The organism is Flavobacterium magnesitis, from assembly GCF_041729735.1.
Taxonomy (GTDB): domain Bacteria; phylum Bacteroidota; class Bacteroidia; order Flavobacteriales; family Flavobacteriaceae; genus Flavobacterium; species Flavobacterium magnesitis.
Genome location: NZ_JBCFQK010000016.1, coordinates 77,835 through 89,357, shown reverse-complemented (window position 1 = coordinate 89,357; position 11,523 = coordinate 77,835). Strand labels below are relative to the sequence as shown.

The 11,523-nt window shown below is 30.7% G+C and carries 11 protein-coding genes; 3 read left to right on the top strand and 8 right to left on the bottom strand.

Translation table 11 applies throughout. From position 1 onward, the window contains the following. Positions 1 to 50: 50 nt before the first annotated feature. The 3 genes from AAGV33_RS11665 to AAGV33_RS11655 all read left to right on the top strand — a co-directional run bounded on the left by AAGV33_RS11665 (position 51) and on the right by AAGV33_RS11655 (position 1,628). Complete coding sequence (locus AAGV33_RS11665; protein ID WP_373392197.1) at positions 51 to 383, top strand: HipA N-terminal domain-containing protein; 333 nt, start codon at positions 51 to 53, stop codon at positions 381 to 383. Continuing rightward, positions 370 to 1,332, top strand: a complete 963-nt coding sequence (locus tag AAGV33_RS11660) for a HipA domain-containing protein (protein ID WP_413789717.1) — start codon at positions 370 to 372, stop codon at positions 1,330 to 1,332. The genes AAGV33_RS11665 and AAGV33_RS11660 overlap by 14 nt, the downstream gene beginning before the upstream one ends. Before the next feature lie 92 nt (positions 1,333 to 1,424). Next, the gene (locus AAGV33_RS11655) at positions 1,425 to 1,628 is read left to right on the top strand and encodes a hypothetical protein (protein ID WP_373392196.1); all 204 of its coding nucleotides are present in this window, start codon (positions 1,425 to 1,427) and stop codon (positions 1,626 to 1,628) included. Positions 1,629 to 2,028: 400 nt separating this feature from the next. On the opposite strand, the gene AAGV33_RS11650 is transcribed toward AAGV33_RS11655, so the two are convergent. The 8 genes from AAGV33_RS11650 to AAGV33_RS11615 form a co-directional block, all read right to left on the bottom strand. Then, complete coding sequence (locus AAGV33_RS11650) at positions 2,029 to 2,619, bottom strand: chemotaxis protein CheB (RefSeq protein ID WP_373392195.1); 591 nt, start codon at positions 2,617 to 2,619, stop codon at positions 2,029 to 2,031. After that, positions 2,601 to 3,410, bottom strand: coding sequence for a CheR family methyltransferase (locus tag AAGV33_RS11645; RefSeq protein WP_373392194.1), 810 nt, complete (start codon positions 3,408 to 3,410; stop codon positions 2,601 to 2,603). Before AAGV33_RS11645 ends, AAGV33_RS11650 begins: the two co-directional genes overlap by 19 nt. 8 nt (positions 3,411 to 3,418) lie before the next feature. Further along, complete coding sequence (locus AAGV33_RS11640; RefSeq protein WP_373392193.1) at positions 3,419 to 3,784, bottom strand: response regulator; 366 nt, start codon at positions 3,782 to 3,784, stop codon at positions 3,419 to 3,421. Between the two features lie 16 nt (positions 3,785 to 3,800). Further along, positions 3,801 to 7,373, bottom strand: coding sequence for a response regulator (locus tag AAGV33_RS11635; protein ID WP_373392192.1), 3,573 nt, complete (start codon positions 7,371 to 7,373; stop codon positions 3,801 to 3,803). A gap of 17 nt (positions 7,374 to 7,390) precedes the next feature. After that, positions 7,391 to 8,608 carry a hybrid sensor histidine kinase/response regulator gene (locus tag AAGV33_RS11630; RefSeq protein ID WP_373392191.1) on the bottom strand — a complete coding sequence of 406 codons (1,218 nt, stop codon included), beginning with the start codon at positions 8,606 to 8,608 and terminating at the stop codon, positions 7,391 to 7,393. Between the two features lie 243 nt (positions 8,609 to 8,851). Then, positions 8,852 to 10,282 carry a glycosyltransferase family 2 protein gene (locus AAGV33_RS11625; protein WP_373392190.1) on the bottom strand — a complete coding sequence of 477 codons (1,431 nt, stop codon included), beginning with the start codon at positions 10,280 to 10,282 and terminating at the stop codon, positions 8,852 to 8,854. 12 nt (positions 10,283 to 10,294) lie between these two features. After that, positions 10,295 to 10,966 carry a hypothetical protein gene (locus tag AAGV33_RS11620; RefSeq protein ID WP_373392189.1) on the bottom strand — a complete coding sequence of 224 codons (672 nt, stop codon included), beginning with the start codon at positions 10,964 to 10,966 and terminating at the stop codon, positions 10,295 to 10,297. A 151-nt stretch (positions 10,967 to 11,117) separates the two neighbouring features. Continuing rightward, entirely contained in the window at positions 11,118 to 11,483 is a 366-nt protein-coding gene (locus tag AAGV33_RS11615) for a response regulator transcription factor (protein ID WP_373392188.1), read from the bottom strand. Positions 11,484 to 11,523: the final 40 nt, after the last annotated feature.

The following is an 11,523-nucleotide window of genomic DNA, read 5'->3' as shown; positions in this document are numbered from 1 at the left end:
CTGGCACCAGTAAATGCAAGAGAATTATCCAAAATTGATAAGGAGAACGCATGAGAAAAGCAGCTATATATTATAAAGACTATCTGGCGGGAACACTTACAGAAACGGACGACGGTGACTATCACTTTCATTACGATGAAAATTACATTACTGAACATCCTAAAGAAAGCATCAGTTTGACGATGCCAGTTCGCTCAGAAACATACACTGACAAACGATTATTCCCTTTTTTTGAAGGTCTAATTCCCGAAGGATGGTTACTGGATATCGCTTCTAAAAACTGGAAAATTAATCCAAACGACCGCATGGGACTTCTTTTGGCTTGTTGCCAAAATTGTATCGGTGCGGTAAGTGTTCAACCAATACCAAATGAAGATGCCTAAGAAATGCTTATATTGTTACCAATCATTAGACGATACAATCGTAGGTGATTTCCACGAGCAATGCAGTCTGGAATTTTTCGGTACCAGGCAACAACCTGTATTCGAACATTCACTCCAGCAAATGTCGGAATTGGCCAAAAATGTGGTGGAAAGAAGTGTAGCTGTTCCTGGAGTGCAACCCAAGTTATCGTTATCTATAGTAAACAATACAATACATGATGGAACCAAGGGACGTCTTACGGTGGTTGGTGCTTTGGGTGGAAATTATATTTTCAAACCACCATCCGAACATTTTTCTGAAATGCCCGAAAACGAACACCTCACCATGCGAATAGCGGAAGCCTTTGGAATTAACACCGTCCAGTCCAGCTTAATCCGATTGCAATCAGGAGAACTGTCCTATATCACTAAACGCATCGACAGAACTGAAAACGGAGAAAAAATCCACATGCTCGACATGTTCCAAATCACAGAAGCTTTTGACAAATACAAAAGCTCCATGGAGAAGATAGGCAAAGCTCTGGACGAGTTCTCAGATAACACCTTACTCGATAAACTATACTTTTTAGAACTAGGTATCTTCAGTTTCCTAACAGGCAACAATGATATGCATTTGAAAAACTTTTCGATGATTCATTCGGCAGATACTTGGACATTGGCACCAGCCTATGATTTATTAAACGTAGCCATAGTAAACCCCGAAGACACCGAAGAACTCGCACTAACATTGGAAGGAAAAAAGAAAAAATTGAAATGGGAACATTTTAAAAAACTAGGAATCAGCCTTGGCTTAAATGAAAAACAACTAAAAGGAATCGCAAAACGCTTTCAAAAAAACAAACCCATCGCTCACCAGTGGATCGATAATTCATTCCTATCAGATCATTTCAAAGAAAAATACAAAACACTACTAGAAGAAAGATACCATAGATTATTTGAGACAGATTAACAATCACTTTTTTTTATAAATTTATGCTTAATAAAGTCTGACAAGTAGTCCTTTACAGTAAATTAAAGCCTAGTCAAAGTAATAGATAGAGTATGAAAATAGAGAAACAAAGAATTTGCATCTATCCAAAGGATATCCAACGCATAACTGGAAAGAGTTATCGTCAAAGTACAAGATTAATGCAAAAAGTAAAAACCGACCTCAACAAGCTCGAAAACGAGTTCTTAACCATTGATGAGTTTTGTTCGTATGCAGGATTAAAATATGAACAAGTTGCTCACTTGATTTTTGGCTAAAATGAGAATATAATTCTATTCAAATTTATAACCATATTAGATGATCACATTATAAAAGAACTAGTTCATTTTTTAGTATTCTTTATCCTTTAAAACTTTGTTTTTTACTAGCTAATTATTTACCTTTATACTTCACAAATTAATGGAATTTTAAACGATAAAAAAGGGGGTAAATTCGGTTACCAAATTTTAACTTTAGTTTATAAAATCTCTGGAAAACAACGCATTAGAAACGAGTGACAAATCTCTCTTTCTCCGCCAGTAGAAGTTTCAAAAGAAACTTTAAAAGTCAAAAAGCCTTTAAATACTAGTATTTAAAGGCTTTTTTGTTTTTTATCTCGTCCTGAAATACCTTAACTTTCATGTCAACTTATTTCACGACTATACACTATTCAAATAATTAAAATTTATTATTTATGGAAAGTATAAAGTCTAATATTTCTTGTGTATTTAAAACATAATCTGAAGTTAGATTTTCGATTGCGTTTTTGGGCATAAAAGGCATCTCTGCAGATTTAGGATCTTGGACAATGACCAAGCCACCAGCTTTTTGAATTGCTTTTAAACCTTCTGTCCCATCAGAATTAGAGCCTGATAATAAAATTCCAATTACAGTATTTCCATAAATTTCGGAAACAGATTCAAATGAAACATCTATACTTGGTCGGCTAAAATTAACTTTTGCCGAAGTATCTAATGCAATTGTACTATTTTTTTCAAACAACAAATGATAATTAGCTGGTGCAACATACAAATATCCAGGTTCGAAGGTTATTTTATCTTCTATTATTTTTACTGGAATATTTGCTTTAACTTTTATTAAATCTTCTAATGTTAAATCATCAGAAGCTCTGCGATGAAGTACAATAACAATGGCAAAAGAATGTATCATAGGAATCGAGGGCAGTACGTCTATTAAAACCTGTAAACTCCCAGCTGAGCCTCCTATAATTATTACTTTACAATTAGAAATCATTGTATTTTTCGCCATATTTTTTCCTTTTGTACTTGTTTGTATCTACTTTGGGGTATTGAATATTTTATTGTCTCTTTTGTACCTAAAGCTAAAAAACCAAAATAAGACAAACTTTCATCAAATAATTCGATTGCCTTTTTTTGCAAATCATTATCAAAATATATTAGAACATTTCGGCACAAAATCATATCAAATTCATTGAATGAAGTATCCGAAACTAAATTATGTTGCGAAAAAACCATTTTGCTAATCAATTCTTCGCTAAATTTTGCATTCCCATAATTAGCTATGTAATAATTAGAAAAATCTTCTTCTCCACCAGAATCTCTATAGTTTATAGAATATTCTTTCATCATTCGTAAAGGGAAAATTCCTTTTTTAGCCGTTTCTAATACCTGAGAGTTAATATCTGTAGCATATAATAAAGTTTTATGCAGTAATCCAGCTTCTTTCAATAAGATTGCCATCGAATATACTTCTTCTCCTGTAGAGCAGCCTGCATGCCAAATACGAATAAAAGGTTTAGTTGCTAATAAGGGTAAAATTTCATTGCGTACCACTTTATAAAAAGAGGGATCACGAAACATTTCAGTTACATTAACCGTAATTTCATCAATTACTCGTTTAAAATACTCAGGATTGTATTTTACTTTTGATAAAAACTCATAAAAATTAACTAAACCATCAATCTGATATATTCTATTGACGCGTCTTTTTAATGAAGCTCTAGAATAATTTCCAAAATCAAAACCATAATATTCATAAACATCATTAATAAAAACCTCTAATTCAATATCTTCTATCATAATTCAATTCAAATTTTAGATAATGCAATAAGCAATTTATCTACATCTATAGGTTTCGATATATAATCATCGGCGCCAGCACTTAAACATTTTTCCTTATCGCCTGCCATAGCTTGTGCAGTAACCGCTATTATTACAGTTAATTTCCGAGATGGTATACTCTTAATTAATGGAATAGCTTCATAGCCATCCATTTCTGGCATCATCATGTCAATTAATATTGCATCTATAATTTCATCTGTTCCTAGTATTTTTAAAGCTTCTTCAGCACTTAAACAAGAAAGGCAATCGTAAGATTTGACCCGTAAAGTATTTACTAATGCAAAAATATTTCTAGGATCATCATCAATGATTAAGAGTTTTTTTTTGTTCATAATATAATGCTATTAATTAAACTTTATCATATAACCAAACTCGCAATAAAGACAATAATTGATCTATATCAACAGGTTTTGTTATATAATCTGAAGCTCCTGCTTGTATACATTTTTCCCTATCTCCCATCATTGCCTTGGCTGTAACTGCTATTAAAGGTAATGTAATAAATTTAGGATTGATTCTTATTTTTTCAGCGGTTTCATATCCGTCCATATTAGGCATCATCATATCTAAAAGAACAATATCGGTATCTGGATGTTCAGATAACATTTTAATAGCTTCTTTACCATCAAATGCTGTAATGACGTTCATTTTAAAAACTTCTAATGCTTTTGTCAATGAATAGATGTTACGTACATCGTCATCAACAATCAATACTTTTTTGTTATGCAAAATATTATTTAGCATACTTAATTTTTTATAATTTTCTTTTTTAGTGTCCGTAGCCTTATTTTCTTCCATCAAATGTAAAAAAAGCGAAACCTCATCTAATACTCTTTGATAAGAATGAGCGGTTTTGACGATAATAGAATCGGCATATTTTTTAATTTTAACTTCTTCCTGAAGGGATAAACTTTTACCAGTAAATACAATTACAGGAATATTTTCTAATCCTGGGCTTTTTTTCACACCATCTAAAATTTCATAGGCTTGTTTATCTGGAATTCCCATATCAAGAATTACACAATCTACATTTTCTTTATTTAATGCTACCAAACCTTCTGAAACTTCACTTTTAATTTCCGAATTAATACTATAGCTTTCCAAATAGAATGCTAATGCTTTTGCATGTTTTGGATTATCTTCAATGATTAAAACCTTTTGAGATTCTTTACTTATAATATTTTCGATTCTAACAAAAACTTCAGGAATTTTATCAAAAGCTACTGGTTTATCTAGAAAATCTACAGCTCCTTTTAACAAACTTTCTTGTTTTAATTTATGAGAAGACATAATATGAACCGGAATATGCTTGGTTTGTATATTACTTTTTAATTCTTCCAAAACTTCCCAACCACTTTTTATTGGAAGCTCAATATCCAAAAGTATACCAACGGGTTGATACAAAAGAGCAAAATTAAGTGCATAATCTCCTCGAACAGCAATTACAGCCTTATAACCACTTTTTCGACTAAAAGACAATAAAGATTTAGCAAAACTGCTGTCATCTTCAACAATCAAAATTACTTTGTCTCCTGGTAAAATAGAATCCCTGTCATCTTCAATTTCATCTGGAATTGTGCTGGAAATATATTTCTTTTTTGCTACTTTTTTCGATTCAATCTCCGGAATCACTATCTCTGGAACAGCTGTTTCTTCAACACTTTCCTTCTTGATTTGTGAACCAAATTTTGGTAAACAAAGTGTAAATGTACTTCCTACACCTTCAACACTATTTAATATAATTTCTCCATGTAGTAATTTTGCTAATTCCCTACTGATGGATAAACCTAAACCTGTTCCGCCATATTTACGTTTTGTAGATCCATCGGCTTGTTGAAAAGCTTCAAAAATTAAGGGTTGTTTATCTAATGGTATTCCAATTCCTGTATCTTTTACAATAAAACAAATTATTTTATCATCATCAGTATTTACTTTTATTTCTAAAGTTACTTCTCCATTCTCCGTAAATTTTATGGCATTAGAAATTAGATTTTTAAGAATTTGCTCTAATCTCATTTTATCGGTTCTAATAACCAATGGAGCTTCGTTAGCAATTATTTCAAACTTTACTTTTTTCTCTTTTGCGACCTGAGAAAACAAATTCGATAAGCCATCGGTAATTTCCTTTGTTGAAACATCTAAATATTCCAATTCCATTTTCCCAGCTTCAATTTTAGACAAATCTAAAATCTCATCTATCAAAGCTAATAAACTGTTTCCTGAACTTTGAATTACCTGAGCAAATTCAATTTCATCATCGTTCATACTCTTATTATTATTTTCAGCTAATAATCGACTTAAAAGCAAAATAGAGTTTAAAGGTGTTCTAAGTTCATGAGACATATTAGCTAAAAACTCTGATTTGTAACGAGTAGTGAGTTCTAAAGCTTCTGATTTTTTTTGGATCTCAATATTTTTTTCTTCTAATAAAGCACTGCGTTCCGAAAGTTCTTCGTTTGTTTGAACTAATTCTTCTTGCTGTACTCTTAATTCTTCTTCTGAAGCCTGAAGTTTTTCGGTTTGTGTTTCTAATTCGGCATTCATTCCTTCTAATTCTGTATGCTGAATACGTAATTCTTCCGATTGTGCCTCTGTTTCTTCCAATAATTCAAGAATATGCTCGCGATTTTGAGCTGATTTTATTGCAAGACCAATATTATTACGCACCATTTCAAAAAATTCTAACTGAAGATCCGTAAATCCACAAATGCTAGCAACTTCTATAGCTCCTTCCACTTTATTATTTAGTAAAGGAAAAGCAACAATATGAGTTGGTTTTAATTTTCCTAAAGCATAATTAATTTGAATATAATCCGAGGAAATTTCTTTTAACTGAAGTGTTTTTTTTGATTTTACAACTTGTCCTAATAAGCCTTCTCCCTTTTTAATGTATTTTTTTTCTTTATTTGGAATATAACTATATCCTGCAGAATAGTGTAATTCATTGTTTTCTAAAACATATAAAACACCTGCACTACTGTTTGTATAACTACATAAATATTCAATAATATCTTTAGTCAAATCGGTCAATGATTTGTCTCCTAACATTACATCATTAAGATTAGCAATACCTGTTTGTAGCCATTCTTTGTCCGATAATAAATTGAATGACTTTTTTAAAGAAGAGCTCATATTATTTAAAGATTCTCCTACACTACTTAAAGTATCCGATTTAGTGTCTTCTACTTTTATATCATAATTACCATTTGAAATATTGGTGGCAATAGTACTAATCACTTCAATTCTTTCGGCAATCTCCTTATCTTTAAGTTCTAGCTTTTGCTGTAGTTGTGATCTAACATTGAAATCTTTTAAAATTCTAATTAAAAAAATAATCGAAATAATAAAAGCAATAATAAAAGCTGTTATAATTAAAATAGAACTGTAATCTCCATAAAGTTCAGCTTTTTCATTTCTCTCTTTTAAAAGAATTTGTTCATTGTTCTCTATGCGTCTAAAATTTCTACGCAATTCGTCCATTCTTAGTTTACCACCGTTGAGATCAAAAAAAATTGCTTGCTTACCTAATCGTTTATTATTTATTTGATTATTCAAGTATTTAAAAAAATCGGTTCTAAGATTTTTTAAATCTTTTAATGCTTTTTGCTGTAATGGATTATCAACAGTTAATTTATCTATTTCATCAAAATAAGTATTTGACTCTAACTGAGCTTCATTAAGTTTATCGATAAAATCTTCTTTTCCCGTAATTAAATAACCACGCATATTAGTTTGTGCATCGGTAATTAAGGCACTTCCTTCATTTAAATTATAAATAACCTTTTGAGTATGATTGACCAAAAAAACGCTATCTAATAATTTTTTTATACTAATATAGGAAGCCGTAGAACTGATGGTCAAAACCAGTAGTGAAATTATTGAACTTATTAATAAATTTCTTCTAAAATTATTGTTTTTCATAAATTATAGTCCAATGATTATATATTGCTATTTATTGGTAAAATCATAATAAAACTTGCGCCTTTACCTAATTGACTTTTTGCGGTAATCATTCCGTTGTGATTCTCAATTATTTTTTTCGAAATAGCCAAACCTATTCCTGTTCCTTCATAAATTCGGCGATCATTTAGACTTTGGAAAATTACAAAAATTCTATCCAGATAAACTTCGTCAAAACCAATTCCGTTGTCAGTAACTGTAATTTCACAAAATTGTCCCTCTGGATCTACTTCTGCATCAAAATCTTTTGTTTTTACAAATTGAGAACTAATGTGAATATAAGGAGTTTCAATATTTCCCGAAAACTTAAGTGAATTTCCTAGCAGATTTTGAAAAACTTGTCTTAATTGGCTGGAAATACTATCAATTACTGGCAGTTCATCTACAGTTATGATTGCCTTTTTTTGATCTATCAAATAGTCAAAATCAGAAATTACTTCTTGAATAACAATATTTAAATCTGTTTTTTTAGGAACAACCTTAGAGGATAATCTAGAATATTCTAGTAAATCAGTAATTAAAGTTTGCATTCTTTCTGCACTTTCAATTGTACGATTGATATATAAGGCTGCTTTATCATCATCTGGTAAATAGAGTTCTTTTATTACTCCCATAAAAATTTGAATTTTTCTAAGAGGTTCATTTAAATCATGCGATACTACCCACGAAAATTGTTGTAATTCATGATTGTTAAACTCTAATGCTTCGTTTTTTAAAACTAATTCTTTAGTTCTTTCAGCAATTTTTATTTCTAAATTTTCTTGAGCTTCTTTACGTATCTTAATTTCTTTATAAAGCAACTCTTTCATTATTTTCAATTCATTTTGCTGTTCATAAATTTTTAAAAATGTTTTTACTTTTAAAATTAACAAATCAGTATCAACAGGTTTCGTTATATAATCCACAGCACCCGTTTCATATCCTTTAAAAATATATTTTTTTTCGATACTTATAGCTGACAAGAAAATTACTGGAATATCTTTGGTCTTTTTATTTCCTGATAAAATCTTAACAACCTCAAAGCCATCCAGACCAGGCATCTGGACATCCATTATAATAAGACAATAATTTATTTTTAGAATTTTCTTTAATGCCTCTTCTCCTGATTCTGCTGTATCTACTTCAATATTATGGAACTCGAGTGTTTTTTTTAGCGCAATAATATTTGCTCTAATATCGTCTACAATTAATATCATTTTATGTTGGGTAATACGGACGAATCAATTGTATTATATGAAATTCACTCCGAAAATTATTCGTTAAAAAAACTACCTTAAGTTAAAAATTATAAATATTTTTTTCAAATTTATTAAAAAAACATTAATTAATTCTTCTATTAAAACATTAAAAACTTACAAAATTTCAATTATATCATCCAAATGCTAATGACCGAAATTATTTAAAAAAACATCTTATTTTTCTAAATAATTCAAATATTATTATTTCTTAGTAAAACCTTTTCTTGTCATTTCGCCCCAGCCTTTAGTTCCCATAAGTTTTTCTTTGTAACCAATTAAAGCTGCATATACTGTTAATGGATGAAAGTACAAAGGTTCTACAAAAGCAGCTAACAGCAATTTAAAAAAATCGGTTTGCTTTAAATATTTATGATAGGTACGTTCTTCGCTATAAAGAGCCATAACCGAAAACATAACAGCAAAAAAGTAAACAAAAAACAGTAATAAAAAAAAGAAATGCCAGTTGAGTAAACCCAATACTACAAATACAATAGTTATTACAAGGCCTATAAACTCTATTGCTGGGGCTAAGAATTCAAATAATGTCCAATAAGGTACACTTAGCATTCCTAGAAGTTTGTATTTAGGATTTAAGAACATTTTTTTATGGAAACTAAGTGTTTCAATTGTTCCTCTCATCCAACGACTGCGCTGTTTCTTGAATATTTTAAAATCTTCAGGTGCTTCTGTCCAGCAAAGTGGATCAGGAATATAACTAACAGCATAAGGTATTTTATTCTCAAGCATATAACGGCGCATTCTCACTACCAGTTCCATGTCCTCGCCTACCGTTTTTGTATCATAACCGCCTGCAAGTATTGCTATTTCTTTATCGAATGCGCCAAATGCACCGCTAATAAGCAATAATCCATCCAGTCTTCCCCAAGCCATTCTCCCAAGAAGAAATGCTCTAAGATATTCTAAAACCTGTATCCTTGGGAGCATCAAATCTGGAATATTAACCTCAACTAAGCGTCCGTTTTTAATAATGCACTGGTTAGCAATTCTAACTACACCACCAGTAGCAATAATACGCTTTCCATGAGATTCCAGAAAAGGTTTTGCTAATTTAAGTAACGAATCTTTATCCAGAATACAATCAACATCAATGCATACAACATACGGATTTTGTGCAATGTTAAGCCCTACATTCAAAGCATCAGCTTTACCACCATTTTCTTTGTCAACGACTATTAGTTTTTTAAAAGCTGCATTTCTGGAGATGTAAAGCCCTTTAATCTTTCTCGTTTGAATTTTTGGATGAATATCAAGTTCTGTAAGAACAAGATCATAGGTTTTAATGAGTATTTCCATCGAATTGTCCTTACTGCCGTCATTCACCAGAATAACCTCATAATTATTATAATTTAGAGAAAGTAATGATTTTACATTTTCTTCAATGGTAAAACCTTCATTGTATGCAGGAGCAATTAGCGAAAGTTTGGGAGCAAATTCACTTGTAAGAAGTACCTCGTAATCAACAAAACTATTCTTTTTTAAATATCCTCTTAATTCTTTTGTAGACAAATAAGCTAATATAAGATAGGAAGACATAATCAATATTGCATAAGCAAGTATAAAGAAGAGATAAATCTCGAAAAAAACAGTTATTTGATTATTAAAAAAACTCATCTTTCTATCATTTTACACTGTTAATGCCTGTACTACATTTTGTGCCTCGTTTTGTATTAGAGTATTTGGAGCTTTAGCAACCAATTGTACTATAAAGGGAAGTTTTTGCGTAAGCTTTAATTCTTTGATTAATTTTAAGCCCAATGTAATAACGGTTGTGTTTTGCGATTCTAATAAGAGTTCAACACCTTTAACATCTCCTATATCATGCTTTTTAAAAGCATTTATAATATTTACCTGAGTCCAATCATCAATAGGATAAGGATGTGCTGTAAGATGTACTATACCTTTTGTTCCTCCTAATTTTATTGAAGCATTTATAGCAGTAATTTTTAATGTTTTATTATGAACTGTAGCTGTCTTTATTATAGTATCAAAAGCCTCAGTAATATTCATTTCTGCTAATTCGGTTATTCCTTTACACTTTATCTCCCATTTTAAACTTCTGAGCTTTCTAAATGAATCATTTATTAATCCAGATTCTTTATAAAATAACTGCAGTTTACTTGCATAAATCCCTTCATAATTTTTATGGAGATTTATAATGGATTCCGTTAAAACCTCCCTGAAGAAAGAAGAATTAGAAAGCTTCTTATAATCTTTGTCCTCTTGAATAACTAAAAAAGGAGTGTCCTGAAAAATAATCAAAAACATTAATTTTTCAATTACTATGCTGTATTCCACTCTAAGTCTTTCCTTTTTTATATTCTTGCTTCGACTAGCGATTATCAATAGGTACAGAATAAATGAGGCTATTATGAACAAACTAATCGACAGGATTAAGAAAGACTCCACCCTGGTACCACTCCTATAATATTCTGCTAATTCAACCATATTAAACGCGTATTTTTAGTAATTTATTAATTCTTACTAAAAGCACGGCTGGACTTATAGGTTTAGCAATAAATTCGTTTGCACCTATATCAAAAGAATCCAGTTCTGTTTGTTCTATTCCCGAAGAAGTAAATATAATTATTGGAATTTCAGAGCCTATAGTCTGTCTTACATATTGCGTAATTTCCATTCCGCTTATGCCAGGCATGTTTATATCTGTTAAAATCAGATCATAGGTATTTGCTTCTATAGCATCTAGGGCATCTTTACCATCAGCAAACTGGTCAACGGTAAATCCTTTCGACTCTAAGAAAAAAGATAATGACTTACGTAGAATATCGTTATCTTCAGATAATATTATTCTCATTGTTCTAAATTTTAGTTTTGGGGCAAACTTAATTTTACAA

Coding starts and splice junctions, on each gene's coding strand:
- AAGV33_RS11650 (WP_373392195.1), bottom strand. CDS start 2,619: ATGGCGAAAAATACAATGATTTCTAATTGTAAAGTAATAATTATAGGA.
- AAGV33_RS11625 (WP_373392190.1), bottom strand. CDS start 10,282: ATGAGTTTTTTTAATAATCAAATAACTGTTTTTTTCGAGATTTATCTC.
- AAGV33_RS11645 (WP_373392194.1), bottom strand. CDS start 3,410: ATGATAGAAGATATTGAATTAGAGGTTTTTATTAATGATGTTTATGAA.
- AAGV33_RS11615 (WP_373392188.1), bottom strand. CDS start 11,483: ATGAGAATAATATTATCTGAAGATAACGATATTCTACGTAAGTCATTA.
- AAGV33_RS11640 (WP_373392193.1), bottom strand. CDS start 3,784: ATGAACAAAAAAAAACTCTTAATCATTGATGATGATCCTAGAAATATT.
- AAGV33_RS11655 (WP_373392196.1), top strand. CDS start 1,425: ATGAAAATAGAGAAACAAAGAATTTGCATCTATCCAAAGGATATCCAA.
- AAGV33_RS11635 (WP_373392192.1), bottom strand. CDS start 7,373: ATGAAAAACAATAATTTTAGAAGAAATTTATTAATAAGTTCAATAATT.
- AAGV33_RS11665 (WP_373392197.1), top strand. CDS start 51: ATGAGAAAAGCAGCTATATATTATAAAGACTATCTGGCGGGAACACTT.
- AAGV33_RS11630 (WP_373392191.1), bottom strand. CDS start 8,608: ATGATATTAATTGTAGACGATATTAGAGCAAATATTATTGCGCTAAAA.
- AAGV33_RS11660 (WP_413789717.1), top strand. CDS start 370: ATGAAGATGCCTAAGAAATGCTTATATTGTTACCAATCATTAGACGAT.